This is a genomic window from Burkholderia sp. PvR073 (genome assembly GCF_054055695.1).
Genome location: NZ_JBSRXO010000002.1, coordinates 939,102 through 958,582, shown reverse-complemented (window position 1 = coordinate 958,582; position 19,481 = coordinate 939,102). Strand labels below are relative to the sequence as shown.

Annotated in this window: 15 protein-coding genes; 8 read left to right on the top strand and 7 right to left on the bottom strand. The window is 68.0% G+C overall.

All coding sequences use genetic code 11. From position 1 onward, the window contains the following. Positions 1-348 precede the first annotated feature (348 nt). Both ACVK00_RS11500 and otsA read left to right on the top strand, forming a co-directional pair. Positions 349-1,986, top strand: coding sequence for a methyl-accepting chemotaxis protein (locus ACVK00_RS11500; protein WP_284897833.1), 1,638 nt, complete (start codon positions 349-351; stop codon positions 1,984-1,986). A 640-nt stretch (positions 1,987-2,626) separates the two neighbouring features. Continuing rightward, positions 2,627-4,033 (top strand): alpha,alpha-trehalose-phosphate synthase (UDP-forming), encoded by a 1,407-nt coding sequence (gene otsA / locus ACVK00_RS11495; protein ID WP_228907686.1) that lies wholly within the window; start codon positions 2,627-2,629, stop codon positions 4,031-4,033. A 115-nt stretch (positions 4,034-4,148) separates the two neighbouring features. Here otsA and ftsH read toward each other — a convergent pair whose 3' ends face one another. Then, positions 4,149-6,116: an ATP-dependent zinc metalloprotease FtsH gene (ftsH, locus tag ACVK00_RS11490; protein WP_284897831.1), complete on the bottom strand. Its 1,968-nt coding sequence runs from the start codon at positions 6,114-6,116 to the stop codon at positions 4,149-4,151. A 429-nt stretch (positions 6,117-6,545) separates the two neighbouring features. On the opposite strand from ftsH, the gene ACVK00_RS11485 reads away from it, so the two are divergent. Beyond that, positions 6,546-8,210 carry an acid phosphatase gene (locus ACVK00_RS11485; protein ID WP_284897829.1) on the top strand — a complete coding sequence of 555 codons (1,665 nt, stop codon included), beginning with the start codon at positions 6,546-6,548 and terminating at the stop codon, positions 8,208-8,210. Positions 8,211-8,288: 78 nt separating this feature from the next. Here ACVK00_RS11485 and ACVK00_RS11480 read toward each other — a convergent pair whose 3' ends face one another. Both ACVK00_RS11480 and ACVK00_RS11475 read right to left on the bottom strand, forming a co-directional pair. Beyond that, a complete protein-coding gene (locus tag ACVK00_RS11480; RefSeq protein ID WP_354123068.1) occupies positions 8,289-9,785 on the bottom strand; it encodes an FAD-dependent oxidoreductase in 1,497 nt (498 codons plus the stop codon). Positions 9,786-9,826: 41 nt separating this feature from the next. Continuing rightward, the gene (locus ACVK00_RS11475; protein ID WP_006753588.1) at positions 9,827-10,036 is read right to left on the bottom strand and encodes a hypothetical protein; all 210 of its coding nucleotides are present in this window, start codon (positions 10,034-10,036) and stop codon (positions 9,827-9,829) included. A gap of 449 nt (positions 10,037-10,485) precedes the next feature. On the opposite strand from ACVK00_RS11475, the gene ACVK00_RS11470 reads away from it, so the two are divergent. The 5 genes from ACVK00_RS11470 (at position 10,486) to ACVK00_RS11450 (ending at position 14,425) form a co-directional block, all read left to right on the top strand. Further along, positions 10,486-10,902: a nuclear transport factor 2 family protein gene (locus tag ACVK00_RS11470; RefSeq protein ID WP_284897825.1), complete on the top strand. Its 417-nt coding sequence runs from the start codon at positions 10,486-10,488 to the stop codon at positions 10,900-10,902. Positions 10,903-10,905: 3 nt separating this feature from the next. Beyond that, the gene (locus tag ACVK00_RS11465; RefSeq protein WP_284897823.1) at positions 10,906-11,763 is read left to right on the top strand and encodes an SDR family NAD(P)-dependent oxidoreductase; all 858 of its coding nucleotides are present in this window, start codon (positions 10,906-10,908) and stop codon (positions 11,761-11,763) included. A gap of 40 nt (positions 11,764-11,803) precedes the next feature. Further along, positions 11,804-12,562 (top strand): SDR family oxidoreductase, encoded by a 759-nt coding sequence (locus tag ACVK00_RS11460; RefSeq protein ID WP_284897821.1) that lies wholly within the window; start codon positions 11,804-11,806, stop codon positions 12,560-12,562. 37 nt (positions 12,563-12,599) lie between these two features. Then, positions 12,600-13,436, top strand: a complete 837-nt coding sequence (locus ACVK00_RS11455; protein WP_228907693.1) for an SDR family NAD(P)-dependent oxidoreductase — start codon at positions 12,600-12,602, stop codon at positions 13,434-13,436. An 83-nt stretch (positions 13,437-13,519) separates the two neighbouring features. Then, positions 13,520-14,425: an NAD-dependent epimerase/dehydratase family protein gene (locus ACVK00_RS11450; RefSeq protein ID WP_284897819.1), complete on the top strand. Its 906-nt coding sequence runs from the start codon at positions 13,520-13,522 to the stop codon at positions 14,423-14,425. A 119-nt stretch (positions 14,426-14,544) separates the two neighbouring features. Here the strand turns inward: ACVK00_RS11450 and ACVK00_RS11445 are convergent, their stop codons facing one another. The 4 genes from ACVK00_RS11445 to ACVK00_RS11430 all read right to left on the bottom strand — a co-directional run bounded on the left by ACVK00_RS11445 (position 14,545) and on the right by ACVK00_RS11430 (position 19,465). Next, positions 14,545-16,410, bottom strand: coding sequence for a phosphoenolpyruvate carboxykinase (GTP) (locus ACVK00_RS11445; RefSeq protein ID WP_228907695.1), 1,866 nt, complete (start codon positions 16,408-16,410; stop codon positions 14,545-14,547). Positions 16,411-16,937: 527 nt separating this feature from the next. Further along, entirely contained in the window at positions 16,938-17,714 is a 777-nt protein-coding gene (locus tag ACVK00_RS11440; protein ID WP_284897817.1) for a glucose 1-dehydrogenase, read from the bottom strand. Positions 17,715-17,833: 119 nt separating this feature from the next. Further along, positions 17,834-18,589, bottom strand: coding sequence for an SDR family NAD(P)-dependent oxidoreductase (locus ACVK00_RS11435; protein WP_284897815.1), 756 nt, complete (start codon positions 18,587-18,589; stop codon positions 17,834-17,836). 9 nt (positions 18,590-18,598) lie between these two features. After that, a complete protein-coding gene (locus ACVK00_RS11430; RefSeq protein ID WP_284897814.1) occupies positions 18,599-19,465 on the bottom strand; it encodes an SDR family NAD(P)-dependent oxidoreductase in 867 nt (288 codons plus the stop codon). Between the last annotated feature and the right edge of the window lie 16 nt (positions 19,466-19,481).

The following is a 19,481-nucleotide window of genomic DNA, read 5'->3' as shown; positions in this document are numbered from 1 at the left end:
TTTTACGGGGCCGAATCGCGTGACCGGACGTCCAAAAGTAAATGCGCAATTCACCCGTAAATCAAAAATACAATTAACGAGACGATTTTCTCAGTCGCCCCCTAATTTATTAACTTCCCTGAATGACCGGCATCAGATGCTGTATATGAACGCGAGAATCACCGGGAATTCGCTCTTTTTGCTCCAGATCAAAAACACCAGCCCGTCAGGGTTTCCAGCGAAAAAAGAATCGCAATCAGGGTTTTCGAAGGGTAAAGAAATATCCGAAATACCCGTTAATGACGGCACGAGCCTATTTTCGGTCGAACAATAAATTCCCTTCGTCACCCACTCGCACAGAGGCACATCGTGAAAATCGCCAGAATAACCATCAAGGCAAAACTACTTGGCGGCTTCGGATTGCTCGCCGCGGTCGTCGTGATCGTGTCCGGCATGGCGCTGAAAGCGCTGTCCGACACGAACGACGAGTTCTCCCGGTACATGAACGGCATCAACGCGCGCGCGAACCTCACCGCGCAAATCCGGACGGCGGTCGACCGGCGCGCGATCGCCGCGCGCAACCTGGTGCTCGTGACCACGCCGTCCGACATTCAGCAGGAACTCGCCGAAGTGCAACAGGCGCACAAGGACGTGCAGGACGATCTCGCGAAACTGAAGGGCTTGATGGCGAACGCGACCGACACGACCGATCGCGCGCGCGAACTGGTCGCCGAGATCGCGCGCATCGAAGCGAGCTACGGGCCCGTCGCGCTGAATATCGTCGGGCTCGCGCAGGCCGGCAAGAAGGAAGAGGCGACCGCCGATATCGACAATCGCTGCCGTCCGTTGCTCGCGCAACTGGTTCGCGCAACCGATGCGTACGCAAGCTATACGCACGAGCGCGAAATCGCGATCGCCCAGGCATTCGCGGATCGCTACACGACCGGGCGCAACCTGCTGCTGGCCATCAGCCTGATCGCGGTCGCGATCGCGGTGGGCGGCGGCCTTTGGCTGACGCGCAAGATCACGGTGCCGATCGTCGCGGCGGTGGACGTCGCGCGCACGGTGGCCAACGGCGATCTCGGCAGCCGCATCAGCGTGAGCGGCAACGACGAGACGCGCGACCTGCTCGAAGCGCTGCATACGATGAATACGCGTCTGATCGACATCGTCGGCCGCGTGCGCGATTCGTCGAACAGCATCGCGCACGCGGTGGGCGAAATCGCATCGGGCAACCTCGACCTGAGCCAGCGTACCGAGGAACAGGCCGCCTCGCTGCAGGAGACCGCCGCGACGATGGAAGAGTTCACGTCGACGGTGCGCCTGAACGCGGAGAATGCGCAGCAGGCGAGCACGCTCGCCGCGAATGCATCGGACGTCGCGCTGCGCGGCAGCTCGGTGGTCGGCCGCGTGGTCGACACGATGACGGAAATCGGCAACAGCTCGTCGAAGATCGCGGACATCACCGGGATCATCGAAGGCATCGCATTCCAGACCAACATCCTTGCGCTGAACGCGGCCGTCGAAGCCGCGCGCGCGGGCGAACAGGGACGCGGCTTCGCGGTCGTCGCGAGCGAGGTGCGCAGTCTCGCGCAACGTTCGTCGACCGCCGCGAAGGAAATCAAGGAACTGATCGGCGCATCGGTGCAGACGATCCAGGACGGTTCCGCGCTCGCGGGCGAAGCCGGCAAGACGATGTCGGACGTGACGCAGGCCGTCGCGCGCGTCACCGACATCATGGGTGAAATCGCGGCGGCATCGGCCGAACAAAGTCGCGGCATCGATCAGGTGAACCTGACGATCACGCAGATGGACGCGACGACGCAGCAGAACGCGGCGCTCGTCGAACAGGCTGCGGCCGCATCGAAATCGCTCGAGACGCAGGGCCGCGAGCTGTCGCAGACGGTGTCCGCGTTCCGCATGCCGGCCGGCGAAGTTGCGACGTCGGCGTATGCGCGCACGCATGCGGGCGGCGGCGCGTCGCAGTGGCAGGCGGCTACCGCCTGACGCGATCACGCGTCAGGCGCATGCAGGATACGATGCGCGGCCACGCGATCCACGGGGTCAGTTGCGCATCGCGCGCTGTGTGCGCCAGTCGTTACGCATGCAAACGTGATACGCGACGCGTCCCGCGGCGCGCTTCACCGGTTCGGTTCCGCATCGCGCGCTGTGTGCGGCGGGGGTTACGCGCACGTAACGTGATACGCGATGCGTTTCACGGGTCCGCGGCACGCGTCCTCGCGCTCGCTTCGACAACGCGCGCCACGGACGATCCGAGCACTCCGATCGACACCGCGTGCGTGACCGAACACCCTCGATTCCCCGCATCTGCGCTTCCCGTCTCGGCCCTCCGCCTCCCGTTGCGCACACGGCCTCCGCCGCGCTGCGCAATTTCCGGTCCCGCCCTCCGAATGCACGCAACGACGCGCATCGCGCCGGATGCGCGGCCCCCTTGATCTCGGTCATGCACTTTTAAATCAGCCGAATGACGAGTATCCTAAAAAAGCACTCCACGTTCGGACAGCGAATCGCGTGCCCCTGATTCCCGTCCGTTCGTACCGCGGCCCCATCGCGCTTCGCGTCGATGGCGGCGTCCGCCTCACGCCCTGGCCGCACGAACCTTCCCAAACTATTCGCAGGAGAGCTGGTGAGCCGACTCGTCGTCGTATCCAATCGCATCGCAGATCCCCGTAAAGCCGCGGCCGGCGGGCTGGCCGTGGCCGTGAAAGACAGCCTGCAGGAATCCGGCGGCGTCTGGTTCGGATGGAGCGGCAGGCTGCGCGGTGAAGACGAACGTACCGCCCAGGGCGACGACGTGCAGATCCAGAACGTCGGCGGCATCCAGCTCGCGACGATCGATCTCGATCCACAGGATTACGACGCGTACTATCTCGGCTACTCGAACAACGTGCTGTGGCCGGTGTTCCACTACCGGCTCGATCTCGCGCAGTTCGACCGGCGCTTCGCGGACGGCTACCGGCGGGTGAACCAGCTGTTCGCGCGCAAGCTGAGCACGCTGCTGCGTCCCGACGACACCATCTGGGTCCACGACTACCAGCTGATTCCGCTCGCCGCCGAGCTGCGCGCGATGGGCTGCAGGAATCCGATCGGCTTCTTCCTGCACATTCCGATGCCGCCGCCGCCGATCATGGCCGCGATTCCGGAGCACGAGTGGCTGATGCGCTCGCTGTTCGCGTACGACCTCGTCGGTTTCCAGACCGAATCGGACCTGCTGCACTTCGAGCACTACGTCGAGGCGGAAGCCGGTGCCGCACGGCTGCCGGACGGCCGCCTGCACGCGTTCGGTCGCACGCTGTCGGCCGGGGCGTTCCCGATCGGCATCAACGTCGACGAATTCGCGGCGCTCGCAGAGAATCGCGACGGCATCGACATGTTCGAGCGGATGCGCGACGAGTATTCGCGTCGCCAACTGCTCGTCGGCGTCGACCGGCTCGACTACACGAAGGGGCTGCCGCAACGCGTGCATGCGTTCCGTCAGCTGCTCGAACAGTATCCGGAGAACCGCGATCGCGCGACGCTGATCCAGATCGCCGCGCCGAGCCGCGAGGATCTTGGCGCGTACGACGACCTGCGGCGCGAGATGGACAGCCTGTGCGGTGCGATCAACGGCGACTACGGCGAACTCGAATGGATGCCGATGCGCTACATCCACCGCACGGTCGCGCGCAAGCGCCTGCCGGGCCTTTATCGCGCGAGCCGCGTCGCACTCGTCACGCCGCTGCGCGACGGCATGAACCTGGTCGCGAAAGAGTTTCTCGCCGCCCAGGACGAGGCCGACCCGGGCGTGCTGGTGCTGTCGCGTTTCGCGGGCGCGGCCGAGCAGCTGAAGCCCGCGCTGCTCGTGAATCCGTACGACACGCAGGGCACCGCGCAGGCGATCCAGCGCGCGCTCACGATGCCGATCGAGGAACGCCGCCAGCGTCACGACGCGCTGATGGCGATCGTGCGCAAGACCGACGTGCACTGGTGGCGCACGCGCTTTCTCGACGCGCTCACCGAAGCCGCGGAAGTCGCCGCCGCGACGGAGTCCTGACACACGCTTACACATCGATCGTGTCGCGGTCGAGCGCCGCAGCGCTCACCTTCTGCACCGCCACCGAAATTGCAATGCGTTCGCCCGCCCGCCAACTGCGGGAGCGATCCATGCTTCAACGCTCGAGTTCGCGCGGCGGCCCGCATGCGACGAAATCGTGCTCGGTCGCCGACGCCTGTTCCGGCGCATTCACGCCCGTGCACGGCCCGCGATCGGTCATGGAAGGTTCGGACGCAGGCACCTCGCGTCCGTCGATCAGCGCCTGCAACGCATCGCGTTCCAGCACCTCGCACGCGAGCAGCCGTTGCGCGATCCGCTCGAGCGCCTCGCGACGTTCGCCGAGCGTCGCCGCGACGCGCGCATGCGCATCGGTCAGCAGCGTATGCACCTCGTCGTCGATCACCCGCGCGGTGTGCTCGCTGCAGCGGCCGTCGCTCGCATGCCATGCGCCCGGTATGCCACTGCGCGTTTCGCCGTCGTCGAAACTCACCAGCCCGATCTTCTCGCTCATCCCGTACTGCATGACCATGTGGCGCGCCATCGCGGTCGCGCGTTCGAGATCGTTCTGCGCGCCCGTCGACACGTCGCCGAACACGAGTTCTTCCGCGACGCGGCCGCCGAGCAGCGCATCGATGCGATCGAGCAGCTCGCTGCGCCGCAGAACGTAGCGATCCTCGGTCGGCACCTGCTGCGTGTAGCCGAGCGCGGCCACGCCGCGCGGAATGATCGACACCTTCTTCACCGGGTCGCAATACGCGCGGCTTTCCGCGACGAGCGCATGGCCGGCCTCGTGATACGCGATCGTCAGCTTTTCCTGCGCGTTCATCACGCGGCTCTTGCGCTCGAGGCCCGTCATCGCGCGATCGATCGCTTCGTCGAAGTCGTCCATCCCGATCGCCGGCTTGCCGAGGTCGGCCGCATGCAGCGCGGCCTCGTTGACGACGTTCGCGAGATCGGCACCGACGAAACCCGGCGTGCGCGATGCAAGTTCGCCGAGGTCGACTTCGGCCGCGAGCTTCACGCGCTTCACGTGCACGCCGAGGATCTGGCGACGCCCGTTCACGTCGGGCCGGTCGATCGCGATGTGACGGTCGAAGCGGCCCGGGCGCAGCAGCGCCGGATCGAGAATCTCCGGCCGGTTGGTCGCGGCCATGATGATCACGCCCGAGCCGGCCTGGAAGCCGTCCATTTCGACGAGCAACTGATTGAGCGTCTGCTCGCGCTCGTCGTTGCCCGACATCGGGCCGACGCCGCGCACCTTGCCGAGCGCATCGAGCTCGTCGACGAACACGATGCACGGCGCCTTCTGCTGCGCCTGCTCGAACAGGTCACGCACGCGCGCGGCGCCCACGCCGACGAACATCTCGACGAACGCCGAGCCGCTGATCGAGAAGAACGGCACGGCCGCCTCGCCGGCCACCGCGCGCGCGAGCAGCGTCTTGCCGGTGCCGGGCGCGCCGACGACGAGCACGCCCTTCGGGATCTTGCCGCCGAGCCGCTGGTAGCGGTCGGGGTTGCGCAGGAACGCGACGAGCTGCTGCAACTCGGCCTTCGCTTCGTCGATGCCCGCGATGTCGTCGAACGTGATGCCGGTTTCCTGCTGCACGTACACGCGTGCGCGGCTCTTGCCCATCCCGGTGAAGTCCTGCAGCCCGCCGCGCTTGCGCAACATCAGGTTCCAGATGAACACGAACGCGACGAGCGGCACCAGCCACGACGCGAGCGACGTGATCCAGCCGGTGTCGGACGCGCCGTGAAAGCGGATGCCGGCCGCGCTCAGCGCGTCGATCAGCTGCGGGTCGGTCACGCGGTTGGTGGCGAAGCGCGGCGGCGTGCCGCCCGTCTTCACGGCCGCGACTTCGGATGCCGGCAGCATCGCGCCGGCCTGCGGCATCTTCAGCGTGCCCACGATCGACGTCGCACCGATCTCGAGATCGTCGACGAGCCGCGCGGCGACGAGCCGATGGAAATCGCTGTACGCGATCATCGTCGCCTCCGGGCGCAGCATCAGCAACTGCGCGGCGAACAGCACGAAGAAGCCCGCCGCGATCAGTAATCCTGCATAGTCGAATTTCTTGTCCATGGCATCGGGCCGGCCGGTCGCGCCGTGCGGCGCGCGCTTACGCGTACCCGCGCGCCCCGCCGGCGCGCGGTATCGGCAGCCACGCGCTCACGGACCGCATCCGCGCCATCGTCGCCTCGTTTCGTCGCATGAAAGACACCGCGAACGCGCCGCGTGGCAGCGCTCGCACGGACATCGCGCCGCAACGCGCCGTCCGTGATTTCAGTCTAGTTCGCGCGCAGGCGTCTCGCATCGTCCGACAAACGCCTTTCATCGACGCCGTCCGCCGCGTTATAGTCGCGTTCGTGACATTTGTGTGACAGTTGGGCTCGCCCCGCGCATCACGCCGCCGGGCGCGACGCCGGCTGTTGCGTCCCGTCCCGCGTCGCGGCCAGCCTGTGCGACGCGGCCGCGCATCGAACGATAACCACCCATCGAGGAGCACACGACGTGAACGACACCCCCGATCGCCCCGACGACCTTCCCGTTGACCCGGACCGCCGCCGCATGCTCGGCGGCCTCGCCGCGCTCGGCGCGGGCGTCGCGCTCGGCGGCTGCGAGACGACGCCGGGCAGCGCGCCGCGCTCCGCCGCCGACCTGCGGATCGACGACGCGCTGCGCCGGCAGGTGCGCCACATCGTCGTGATCTATGCGGAGAACCGCAGCTTCTCGAACCTGTACGGCGACTTCCCCGGCGTGCGCCATCCGCTGAGCGAGGTGCGGCCCGAGGACGCGCGGCAGCTCGATCGTGACGGCAAGACGCCGCTGCCGGTGCTGCCGAAGATCTGGGGCGGGCTCGTGCCGCGGGCGCAGGAAGTGGACGGCAAGCGCTACGCGATCGCCGAGCGCGACATCGACAAGCTGCCGAACGCGCCGTTCCGGATCGCCGATGCGCAAGGCAAGCCGCTGCCGAATGGCGTGATCACGCGCGACTTGTGGCACCGCTTCTACCAGAACCAGATGCAGATCGCCGCGGGCCGCAACGACCAGTTCGCCGCGTGGGCCGATTCGGGCGGCCTCGTGATGGGCCACTACCGCAATTCCGCCGACACGCTGCGGCTGTGGAACCTCGCGCGGCAATACACGCTGTGCGACAACTTCTTCATGGCGGCCTTCGGCGGCTCGTGGCTGAATCACATGTTCCTGATTTCCGCGCAGCCGCCGATCTATCCGGACGCGCACAAGCATCCGCACGCGGCCAAGCTGCTGTCGAAGGTCGACGGCGAGGATCCAACCGGCACGCGGCTGACGCTCGCCGCCGATTCGCCGGCGTCCGCGCTCGACGGCCCGCCGAAGTTCGCGGTCGACGGCCCGCTGACGCCCGACGGCTACGGCGTCAACACGATGGCGCCGCCGTATCAGCCGAGCTACGTGCCGCCGGCCGATCCGGGCAACGCCGCGTATGCGGATCCGGCTGACCATCGCGTGATCCCGCCGCAAGGCCATCCGACGATCGGCGATCGCCTGTCGGAAAAGAACGTCGACTGGGCGTGGTACAGCGGCGCGTGGCAGTACGCGCTCGAGCACCGCGACACGGGCATGGTTCCCGATTTCCAGTACCACCACCAGCCGTTCAACTACTTCGCGAACTACGCGCCGGGCACCGACGCGCGCCGCAAGCACCTGCGCGACGCGGGCGTCGGCGACGAGCCGTCGACCAACCGCTTCATCGCCGACATCGACGCGGGCCGCCTGCCGGCCGTCACGTTCTACAAGCCGCAGGGCAACCTGAACATGCACGCGGGCTATGCGGACGTCGAATCGGGCGATCGCCACATCGCGAACGTGATCGAGCACATCCGGCGCGGCCCGCAATGGGCGAACACCGTGATCGTGATGACGCACGACGAGAACGGCGGCTGGTGGGATCACGTCGCGCCGCCGGTCGGCGATCGCTGGGGCCCCGGCTCGCGGATTCCGGCGCTCGTGATCTCGCCGTTCGCGAAGAAGAGCTACGTCGATCACACGATGTACGACACGAACTCGATCCTGCGCTTCATCAGCCGCGTGCACGGGCTCGCGCCGCTCGACGGCGTCGCCGCGCGCGACAAGGCGTTCGCGTCGCGCGGCGCCACGCCGCCGGGCGACCTGACGAACGCGCTCGATCTCGGCTGACGATTCACTCACGTCCCTGATACGACGACGCCCCGGTGCAACACGGTTGCCCGGGGCGTCGTCGTTTTCCTCGCCATGTTAGGCGGCGCTGCGCAATGCCTCGCTCGCCGAATGCGCGGCGTGACGGCCGGCCTGCCGGCCGAAGAAGGTCGCGTCCGCCAACGACAGTCCCGAGCTGTACCCGGCACCCCAGCGCGGCAGCCCGCAGGTCGTGCGCCCGGCCGCATAGAGGCCCGCCACGGGTGCGCGCGCCGCGTCCAGCACCTGCCCGGTCGGCAGCGTATCGAGCCCGCCCAGCGTGAAATGCGGATAGAACGCGTAGTCGATCCGGCAATCGAGCGCGACGAACGGCGGCTCGATCAACGGCCTCAGCCACTTCTTCGCCTTGTGGAACAGCGGATCGACGCCTTCGGCCGCGTGGCGGTTGTAGACGTCGAGCGTTGCCGTCAGCGTGCCGGCCGGCATCCGCAGGTCGCGCTCGACTTCGTCCCATGTCTCGCCGGCCGCCGCGATGCCGATCCGCGCGATCTCGGGCGGCGCCTGGTAGCTCGCCTGGTCGACCAGCAGGTAGATCCGGTCGTCGGCCTGGTGGAACGCGTGATGGCCGGTGCGGCCGTGATAGCCGTCCTCGTTGATGAAGCGCTGGCCGTGCGCGTTGACGAAGATCCCGTAGATCAGCGATTCGGGCGCGTAGAACGGCAGGCTGACGAAGCCCTGGTCCATGTGGATCGCGGTGCCGCCCGCGCTCTGGCCGAGCCGGATGCCCGAGCCGTCGTCGCCGGGGCTGCCGATCGGTTCGTCCGAGCGCAGGAACTGCGGCGCATGCTTGCGCACCATGTCGCGGTTCATCGCGAAGCCGCCGGCACACAGGATCACCGCACGGCGCGCCCGCACGCATGCCGTCTCGCCGTATGCGCGCAGCACGACGCCGCGCACGGCGCCTGCATCGTCGACGATCAAGGCGAGCGCGCGCGTGTCGTAGCGCGTCGATACGCCGAGCGCCTGCACGCGCCCGGCCAGCACGCGCATCAGCATCTGTCCGCCGCCCCAGCCCGGCCATTGCGGCGTGTGGCCGCGCGGGCACGGCGTCGCGGCCTCGCTGAACGGCCAGGCCTCCTCGCTGCCCGACCAGATCAGGCAGTCGTCGGTTTCCGGTTCGACGATCCGCTCGGCGATGAACGTGTTCTTGTACGTGAGGCCCTGCGCGACGAGCCAGTCGTGATGCGCGAGGCTCTCGTTCGCATAGAGGCGCACCTTCGCTTCGTCCGCGTCGCGGCCGCCCGCGAGCATCAGGTAGCGGTACAGGTCCTCGGTGTCGTCGCTGAAGCCGGCCTGCCGCTGGGCGGGGGTGCCGCCGCCTCCGCCGAGGTAGATCTCGCCGCCGGACAGCGCGCTCGTGCCGCCGTAGCTCGACGCGCGCTCGACGATCAGCGTGTCGGCGCCGGCGCTCGCGGCTTCGATCGCCGCGCACGCGCCGGCCGCGCCGAAGCCGACGATCACGACGTCGTGTTCCGCGTCCCAGCGAGGCACGTCGCGAACGTTCAGGGGGCGGGTCAGGGAGTATTCGGATGACATGGGCAATGGATCGATTGGCGCGGCGCGCGGCCGCGCCGGCGTTACATGCCGCGCAACGCGGCGAAACCGAAGTGCGAAGGATCGATCGGCACGCAACCGATCGGCAGGCCGTTCTGGTCGACCGAGCGGCATTGCAGGATGCCGGCCGCATACGGCGGCGACGGCACCTGTTCGGCTCCGTATCGCGCCATCGCCATGGCCGCGAACGTGCCCATCGCCAGTACGCACAGCTTGCGAGTCGTCAGTCTCATGATCGTCGTCCCCTCCGGTTGACCGCTGTCGCGGTTCGTGTCCGGCGCGCTGGCCTCAGGCAAACAGGCAACCGCACCAGATGACTGCACGGTAGCCAGCGCCGGGCCGGCGGCCATCGTCCATTTCGACTAGGGGCAAACGCGAAGCCGGTGTCGCGCGGCGTGCCGCATTGCAACATCGCCGCGTGGCCGCGTCGGCGGGACAGCCCCGGAAACCCCGTCGTGACGGGTCGGTTCATCGTCAGACGAATGCCGCGCACGCGCCGATGCATCGCAGCATCGGACGATGCGTCGCCGGCGATCCCGGTGTTTTCCCCGATCCTTACCCTGCTCCGTATGGACGATGAGAATCGATCGGTCCGATGCGAACCTGCGCGTCGACGTCGCAATGCCGCCGCGTCCGTGCTTGCGGCGCGGCCGGGTCTTTCCGTTCACTCACGGGAGTACGCATGACCGATTCGAATCCCCGCCACGCGCTGTACGAGCTTGCCTGCCGTTACGCGCAAGCCGTCGACCGGCGCGACTGGCCGCACCTCGCCACCCTCTTCACCGCCGACGCGCAGCTCGACGGCCCCGGTTTCCGCTTCGACGACCGCGATGCGATCGTCGCCGGCATGCGCGTGATCGAACGCTACGAGACCACCCAGCATCACGTGCACAACCAGCTCGTCACGCTCGACGGCGGCGAGGCCGACGTCGAGACCTACGGCGTCGCATGCCACGTGTACGTGCGCGACGGCGTGACGCGCAAGCTCGACTGGGGGCTGCGCTATCGCGACCGCTGCGTGTTCGACGGCGGCACGTGGCGCTTCGCCGCGCGCACGCTGCACGTCGACTGGTCGCAAGACCTGCCGCTGGAGGGCTGAACGATGCGCACGTCCCTTCCCCTCGCCGGCCGCACCGCGCTCGTCACCGGCGGCGCCGGCGGCATCGGCGCGGCCTGCGCGCAGGCACTCGCCGCCGATGGCGCGGCCGTCGTGCTGATGGGGCGCCGCCGCGACGCGCTCGAACGCGCGCAGCGGCGCCTGACCGATGCGGTGCCCGGCAGCCGCGTCGCGATCCATGCCGGCGACGCGTGCGACGACGGCGACCTGCAGGCCGCGCTGGACACCGCGTGGGCGCTCGATGGCCGTCTCGACATCGTCGTGCCGACCGTCGGCGGCGCCGGGTTCCGGCCGCTGCTGATGCATGACGCCGCCAGCTTCCGCGCGGAAATCGACCTGAACCTGCACAGCGCGTTCACCGCGATCCGTCACGCCGCGCCGCGGCTCGCCGACAGCGGCGGCGGCGCGATCGTCTGCATCTCGTCAACGGCCGCGCAAATCAACTTCCGCTGGCTGAGCGCGTACTGCACGGCCAAGGCCGCGCTCGAGGCGCTGGTGCGCGGCGCGGCCGAGGAACTGGCCGGCGCGAAGATCCGCGTGAACGCGGTGCGGCCAGGCCTCACGCGCTCGGAAGCCACCGCGCCGATGTTCGACAACCGCGCGCTGGTCGACCGCTTTCTCGAACAGATTCCGCTCGGCACGCTTGGCGAACCGGAAGCGATCGCGCATGCGGTGCGCTATCTCGCCGGCCCCGAGTCGGGCTGGGTCACCGGCCAGAGCTTCGCGGTCGACGGCGGCCACGAACTGCGCACCAACCCGCGCGTCGACGACACGATCGCGCAAATCTATGGCGCGGCCGCGCTCGACGCGGTCAAGGCCGGCCGTGCGCCGGGCGTCGCATGAGCAGCCGCCTTCTTTCAATCCCAACGGAAAACCACCGATCATGAATCGAGTCGCAAACAAGGTCGCGCTGATCACCGGCGCGGCGAGCGGCGTCGGCCGCGCGGATGCGTTGCTGCTGGCCGCCGAGGGCGCGCGTGTCGTGCTGACCGATATCGACGAGGACGCGGGCCGCGCGCTCGCGCGTGAGATCGGCGACGCGGCGCTGTTCGTGCATCAGGACATCGCCGACGAGGACGGCTGGCGGCACGCGATCGCGTCGACGCTCGAGCGCTTCGGCCGCCTCGACGTGCTGGTCAACAATGCGGCGATCTGCCCGGTCGGCTCGATCGAGGACACGAGCCTCGACACCTGGCAACGCGTGCTGCGCGTCAATGCGGACGGCTATTTTCTCGGCTGCAAGTACGCGATCGGCGCGATGAAGCACAACGACACGCCGGGCTCGATCGTGATGATGTCGTCGGTCGCCGCGCTCGGCGGCCTTCCGATGATGTGCGCGTACACCGGCTCGAAAGGCGCGGTCACGGCGCTCGCGCGCAGCGTCGCCGTGCACTGCAAGCGCAGCGGCTACCGGATCCGCTGCAACTCGATCCATCCGGACGGCATCTGGACGCCGATGACGCAGGCGCTGATGCCCGGCCTCGATCCGGCCGAACTCGGGATCGGCAACGATCCGATGGCGCGCATGTGCGATCCGCAGGACGTCGCCAATCTCGTGCTGTTCCTTGCGTCCGACGAATCGCGCTTCGTGAACGGCGCGGAATTGCGGATCGACAACGCCCAACTCGTTTCGTCGCTGTGACGCGGCTCGCGGCTTTCCCTTTCCAAGGAGTGTTCCGATGATTTCATTCAACGGCAAGACGGTGCTGGTCACCGGCGGCGGTGCAGGCATCGGCCGCGCGTGCGCGGAGGCGTTCGGCGCGGCAGGCGCGCGCGTCGCGGTGGCCGAGCGCGATTCCGCACGCGCGCAGGACGTGCGCCAGGCGCTCGAAGCCGCGGGCGTCGACGCGCTGGTCGGCACCGTGGACGTCACGCGCCGCGACGAGGTCGACACGTTTGCGAGGACGATCGACGCGCGCTTCGGCGGCCTCGACGTGCTCGTCAACAACGTCGGCGATTTCCTGGGGATCGCGAAACCGTTCGACGATTACGGCGACGACGACATCGCGCGGCTGTTCGACGTGAACCTGCGTCAGGTGTTCATCGTCACGCGCGCGATGCTGCCGTTGCTGCGCAAGCGCGGCGCGGGCAGCAGCATCGTCGGCGTGTCGTCGATCGAGGGTTTTCGCGCGATTCCGAACTGCACCGTCTATGCATCGTTCAAGGCCGCGCTGACCGGCTTCACGAAAAGCCTCGCGCTCGAACTCGGGCCGGCCGGCATCCGCGTGAACCAGATCGCGCCGGAAACCACCGAGACGCCGCAGGTGCCCGTCAGCGCGATGGTGGCGGCCGAGCACCACAGCCATATCCCGCGCTGGATTCCGCTCGGACGATTCGGTGCCGCCGGCGACATCGCGGGCGCCGCGCTGTTCCTCGCGAGCCCGCTCGCCGCGTGGGTCACCGGCACGACGCTGCACGTGGACGGCGGCGCACTCGCGGCGGCCGGCTGGTATCGCGACCCGAACGGCTTCTGGACCAACATGCCGGTCGTCACCGGCAACGGCTTCAATTTCTGAGCAGGCCGCCGCCGCGCGCGGCGTCATCCGTTCAATCATCGGTTCAATTCAAGCGGCGCATCCGTGCCGCTGCGGGAGACATCATGAAAGTCCTGATCATCGGCGGTACCGGCCTCATCGGCGGCCACACCGCGCTGCATCTGCGCGCACAAGGCAACGACGTGACACTCGCCGCGCGCAAGCCGCCGGCGCACGGCACCGCGCTCGCGCAGTTCGACGTGCTGCTGCGCGACTACGTTGCCGGCAACTTCACGCGCGACGATCTCGCGCCGTTCGACGCGATCGTGTTCGCGGCCGGCAACGACATTCGCCACCTGCCGCCCGGCACCGACGAAGCGGCGCACTGGGAACGCGCGAACGTCGACGCGGTGCCGCGCTTCTTCGCGCTCGCGCGCGACGCGGGCGTGAAGCGCGCGGTGCTGGTCGGCAGCTTCTATCCGCAGGTCGCGCCGGCGCTCGTCGACACCGTGCCGTACGTACGCTCGCGCCATCTCGCCGACGAACGCGTGCGCGCGCTCGCGTCGCCGTCGTTCGCGGTGTGCAGCGTCAATGCGCCGTTCGTCGTCGGGTCGGTGCCGGGGCTGCGCAACGAGATGTTCGCCGCGTACACGGGCTATGCGCAGGGCAAGCTCGCCGGGCTGCCCGTGTACGGTCCGGCCGGCGGCAGCAACTTCATCTCGACGCAATCGCTGTCGGAAGCGATCTGGGGCGCGCTGCAGCGCGGTGAATCCGGCAAGGCGTATCTCGTCGGCGACGAGAACCTGAGCTTCGCCGACTACTTCGCGGCCTTCTTCCGCGCGGCCGGCAATCCGCAGACGGTACCGTCGCTCGACCAGGAGCATCCGCTGTTGCCGGACATCGCGATCTATACGGGCCGCGGCAACGTCGTATCGTATGAGCCCGATCCGGCCGATATCGCGCTGCTGCGCTACCGGCGCGGCGACGTGCAGCGCGCGGTCGACGAAGTGGTCGCGCAGTGCGGCGCGTAAGCGCACGTTTAACGTACACGCCAAGCTGAAAACGCGGCGCAAACGACAACGTCCCGCCGCCGGCGACGGATGCCGGCGGCGGGACGTCAATGCCGCTACGTCGTTGTCGATGCGGCTCGTCAGCCGCCGATACGCTGTTCGATCTTCTTCATCGTGTCGGTCAGCTCGGTCGGCAGGCGCAGCTTCAGCGTGTCGAACAGCGCCGCATGCAGCTTCAGCTCCTCGCGCCATTCGTCGGCGTGCATCGACGTCACCGCCTCGAACTGCTCACGCGTGAAGTCGAGCCCGTCCCAGTGCAGGTCGTCATAGGCCGGCGACACGCCGAACGCATGTTCGCCGCCACCGCCGTTGCCTTCGAGGCGATCGAGCATCCACTTCAGCACGCGCATGTTCTCGCCGAAGCCCGGCCACACGAACTTGCCGTTCGCGTCCTTGCGGAACCAGTTCACGCAGTAGATCTTCGGCAGCTTCGCGCCCGTGCCTTCGAGCTGCTTGCCGATCTTCAGCCAGTGCGCGAAATAATCGCTCACGTTGTAACCGCAGAACGGCAGCATCGCGAACGGGTCGCGGCGCACGATGCCTTGCTCGCCGACTGCGGCCGCGGTCGTCTCCGAGCCCATCGTCGCGGCCATGTACACGCCTTCGACCCAATCGCGCGCTTCGGTCACGAGCGGCACGGTGGTCGAGCGACGGCCGCCGAAGATGAACGCGTCGATTGGCACGCCGGCCGGATTCTCCCAGTCCGCGTCGATCGACGGGCATTGCGATGCCGGCGCCGTGAAGCGCGAGTTCGGATGCGCGGCCTTGCGGCCCGTTTCCTTGCCGATTTCCGGCGTCCACGGGTTGCCTTGCCAGTCGGTCAGCTTCGCGGGCGGCGTGTCGGTCAGGCCTTCCCACCACACGTCTCCGTCTTCCGTCAGCGCGACGTTCGTGAAGATCACGTTTTCCTTCAGCGTCGAGATCGCGTTCGGATTGGTCTTCACGCCGGTGCCCGGCGCGACGCCAAAGAAGCCGGCTTCCGGGTTGATCGCGTACAGGCGGCCGTCGCGGCCCGGCTTCAGCCACGCGATGTCGTCGCCGATCGTCGTGACCTTCCAGCCGTCGAAGCCCTGCGGCGGAATCAGCATCGCGAAGTTGGTCTTGCCGCACGCGGACGGGAACGCCGCCGCGACGTGATACTTCTTGCCGGCCGGCGACGTCACGCCGAGGATCAGCATGTGTTCGGCGAGCCAGCCCTGGTCGCGGCCCATCGTCGACGCGATGCGCAGCGCGAAGCATTTCTTGCCGAGCAAGGCGTTGCCGCCGTAGCCGGAACCGAAGCTCCAGATCTCGCGCGTCTCGGGGAAATGCACGATGTACTTGACCGGGTTGCACGGCCACGGCACGTCCTTCTGACCCGCGTCCAGCGGATGGCCGACGCTGTGCACGCACGGCACGAAATCGCCGTCCTCGCCGAGCACGTCATAGACCTCGCGGCCCATGCGCGTCATGATCCGCATGTTCACGACCACGTACGGGCTGTCGGACAGCTCGACGCCGATATGCGCGATCGGCGAGCCGAGCGGGCCCATCGAGAACGGCACGACGTACAGCGTGCGGCCGCGCATCGAGCCGCGGAACAGACCGTTCAGCGTCTCGCGCATTTCTTCCGGCGCGATCCAGTTGTTGGTCGGGCCGACGTCGTCGGGCGATGGCGTGCAGATGAACGTGCGATCCTCGACGCGCGCGACGTCGGATGGATCGGATTGCGCGAGATACGAGTTCGGGCGCTTCGCCGGGTTCAGGCGCGTGAGCGTGCCCTGGTCGACCATCGCCTGGCACAGCGCGTCGTTCTCTTCCTGCGAGCCGTCGCACCACACGACGCGGTCGGGCTCCGTGAGCGCCGCGATGCGCGACACCCATTCGATCAGTTTGCGATGCTTGACGAAGGCCGGGGGAGCGATCAGCGGGCTGTGCGTCGCTTCGGCCAAGGTGTTATGCGACATGGAAATGTCTCCAGACTATTGGAAGGGGATCGGGGATGCGGGGCGAGCCCGCCAGATGGGGGAATGCGATCGGAGCGCAGGTGGATGCGACGCGCAAGGCGGGACGCGCGAGCGGAGCGCGTGTCGATGCCGCGATGCGGGCGAGAGAATGTGATGTCTCGTATGAGCGTGCGAACGCGAGTTTCGCCATGCAAGCAACCTGCCGTACAACTCCATGCCGGCCAGCATACCATCGCCGTTATTGGGCGGGCGTTGCGTTGCAACAAGAAACAATTGTGACGACACGCCGGCATGCGGCTTGCCGGCCGGTCCCTTTTATTGGGCCGGCCCATGCGCTTTGGGGACGAAACGGCTGGAAACGTCCGTCCGGCAAGGGTTTCGCGAAGGCGAAAAAATCGGCGCGACGCGTTCGCATGCGGTGCCCCCGAACAGGCGGAGGCCGAATTGGCGTTTTCGCTACTCAGGCAAACCCTGAATTAGGTTGCGCACACAAACATCCATCGAGAATGCGTTGTGTGCGCCACCGCTCAAAGCGGCGCGCCCGGCAATCCGGGGTAATACGCGCCTGCCGCCATCCCGCCGTCGACGGCCAGCTCGGCGCCGTTGCAGTACGACGCTTCGTCGCTCGCGAGGAACAGCGTCGCACGCGCGATTTCGTCAGGCAAGCCGACGCGTTGCAGCGGCACGTGCGTGTAGTGCTTGTTGACCTCGTCGAGCGGTGCGCCGGTCGGGTTCGACATCGCCGTGTTCACGCCGCCCGGATGGATCGAATTCACGCGCACGCCCTGGTGGCCGAGTTCCAGCGCCGCGACCTTCGTCAGCCCGCGCACGCCCCATTTGCTCGACACGTAAGCGGCCAGCGCGTTCACGCCGCGCATGCCGTCCACCGACGAAATGTTGACGATCGAGCCGCGCTGCTGCGCGATCATGCGCGGCGCGATCGTACGAATCCCGACGAACGTGCCGACCAGATTGATCGACACCGCACGCTCGAAATCGCGTTTCGACAACTCGGTGATCGCGCCGAACATCAGCACCGCCGCGTTGTTGACGAGCACGTCGATGCGGCCGAACTGCTCGACGGTCGCGTCGGCGATGCGCGCCCAGTTCGCTTCGTCGGCCACGTCGAGCCGCATGAAGCGCGCGGCGTCGCCGAGTTCGCGCGCGAGCGCCTCGCCTTCCGCGTCCAGCACGTCGCCGATCACGACGCGCGCGCCCTCTTCGACGAACAGCCTGCATGTCGCCGCGCCCATCCCGCGCGCACCGCCCGTGACGATCGCTACCTTCCCTTCCAGTCGACCCATGTCGTTCTCTCTTCGATGAATTCCGATTTGTCCGGTTTGCTGGCCGCGACGCGCACCCGCGCACCTGCATGCCGGCCCATGATTGGCCCTGCAGCGACGCGAGGCCCCCACGCCCGCCGTCAGCCCCAGTACGCCTGCCCGCCGTCGAGCGGCAGCGTCGCGCCCGTCAGGTACGCGGCATCGCGGCTCGCGAGAAACACGATCGCGCGCCCGATGTCCTGCTCGCAGTCGCCGACGCGTCCCAGCGGGATCGTGCGGAAGAACGCGGCGGCCTCTTCCGGATTCGCGTCGACCCAGCCCTTCAGCCCCGGCGACAACGCATGCGGCGCGACCGCGTTCACGCGGATGCCGTCGGCACCCCATTCGCATGCCGCCGCACGCGTAAGCGCGCGAATCGCTTCCTTGGTCGCCGCGTAGGCGCCGTAACCCGACGTGTCCCAGCGCACCGCGGCCGACGACGCGAAATTGACGATCACGCCGTCACCCTTCAGATGCGGATGGCATGCGCGCATCATCCGCAGCGTCGCGATCGGCCCCGACTCGAGGCCCGCGAGGAAATCCGCGTCGGTCACGTCGAGCAGGCGGCCGAGCGGCACGACCTGCGCGTTGTTGATCAGGATCTGCACGCCACGAAACCGCTCGACGACCGCATCGACGCACCGCGCGATCTGCGCGGCGTCCATCACGTCGCACACGAACGGCTCAGCGACACCGCCGCGTGCGCGAATGGCGTCGCAGGTCGCGACCAGCTTGTCGCGCGTGCGGCCGACCACGGCCACCTGCGCGCCTTCGGCCGCGAGCGCGTGCGCCACGCCTTGCCCGACGCCCTGCCCCGCGCCCGTCACGAGCGCGACCTTGCCTTCGAGGATGCCCATGCGTGCTCCTTAAGCGACGATCGCGGGGTGAGCCTGCACGGGGCCGCCGAGTAACGCGCGATACGACGGCGGCTGCTTGCCGTCGAGATCCGCGATACCGTACTGCAACGCGGCTTCCGCGCCGACCAGCACCTGCCCGGACAACGCCATGCGCTGCGGATCGGCGTGGATCGCGTGAATCACGCGGCCGGTGAATTCCGGGCTTTCGGCGACAAGCGAAAATTCCTTGTACAGGTTCGGATGTTCTTCCCATACGCGTGTGGTGCGCTCGGTGCGCAGCGGCCCCATCCAGATCGACACGGCCGCGACGTCGAACGGCTTCAGGTCGACGGCCATGTCCTTCGCGAACTTGTCGACGCCGGATTTCTGCGCGCCGTACGCGGCGCCGTGCATGTAGCAGCTCGCGCCGAACGACGACGTGAACGCGATCAACCCGCTGCGCCGCTTCGCCATCAACGGCGCGGCATGCCAGCTCGCGACGTACGCGGAGCGCAGCCCCACGTCGAGGATGTTCACGAGGTCGAGCGACTTCTCCCAGAACGGGCCCGGCAGGATCAGTTGATCGTGCAGATAGGTCGCGTTGTTGACGAGGATGTCGAGCCGCCCGCTTTCGCGTTCGACGCGCTCGAACAGCGCCTTCACCTGGGCGTCGTCCGCGTGGTCGCACGCAACCGCGATCCCGCGGCCGCCGAGCGCGTCGATCTCGCGCGCGGTCTCGTGGATCGTGCCGGGCAGCGGCGCATCGCCTTCGTTCTGCGAGCGGCCCGTCACGTAGACGGTCATGCCGGCCGCGCCGAGTGCGCGTGCGATGCCCTTGCCCGCGCCGCGCGACGCGCCCGTCACGACGGCGACCGGCGCCTCGTGGTTCTGTGTCATGTTCGATGTCTCCTGA

Excerpts from the sequence above, each read along its gene's own strand:
- ftsH (WP_284897831.1), bottom strand. The coding sequence starts at position 6,116 with ATGGACAAGAAATTCGACTATGCAGGATTACTGATCGCGGCGGGCTTC.
- ACVK00_RS11480 (WP_354123068.1), bottom strand. The coding sequence starts at position 9,785 with ATGTCATCCGAATACTCCCTGACCCGCCCCCTGAACGTTCGCGACGTG.
- ACVK00_RS11475 (WP_006753588.1), bottom strand. The coding sequence starts at position 10,036 with ATGAGACTGACGACTCGCAAGCTGTGCGTACTGGCGATGGGCACGTTC.
- ACVK00_RS11470 (WP_284897825.1), top strand. The coding sequence starts at position 10,486 with ATGACCGATTCGAATCCCCGCCACGCGCTGTACGAGCTTGCCTGCCGT.
- ACVK00_RS11465 (WP_284897823.1), top strand. The coding sequence starts at position 10,906 with ATGCGCACGTCCCTTCCCCTCGCCGGCCGCACCGCGCTCGTCACCGGC.
- ACVK00_RS11460 (WP_284897821.1), top strand. The coding sequence starts at position 11,804 with ATGAATCGAGTCGCAAACAAGGTCGCGCTGATCACCGGCGCGGCGAGC.
- ACVK00_RS11455 (WP_228907693.1), top strand. The coding sequence starts at position 12,600 with ATGATTTCATTCAACGGCAAGACGGTGCTGGTCACCGGCGGCGGTGCA.
- ACVK00_RS11450 (WP_284897819.1), top strand. The coding sequence starts at position 13,520 with ATGAAAGTCCTGATCATCGGCGGTACCGGCCTCATCGGCGGCCACACC.
- ACVK00_RS11445 (WP_228907695.1), bottom strand. The coding sequence starts at position 16,410 with ATGTCGCATAACACCTTGGCCGAAGCGACGCACAGCCCGCTGATCGCT.
- ACVK00_RS11440 (WP_284897817.1), bottom strand. The coding sequence starts at position 17,714 with ATGGGTCGACTGGAAGGGAAGGTAGCGATCGTCACGGGCGGTGCGCGC.
- ACVK00_RS11435 (WP_284897815.1), bottom strand. The coding sequence starts at position 18,589 with ATGGGCATCCTCGAAGGCAAGGTCGCGCTCGTGACGGGCGCGGGGCAG.
- ACVK00_RS11430 (WP_284897814.1), bottom strand. The coding sequence starts at position 19,465 with ATGACACAGAACCACGAGGCGCCGGTCGCCGTCGTGACGGGCGCGTCG.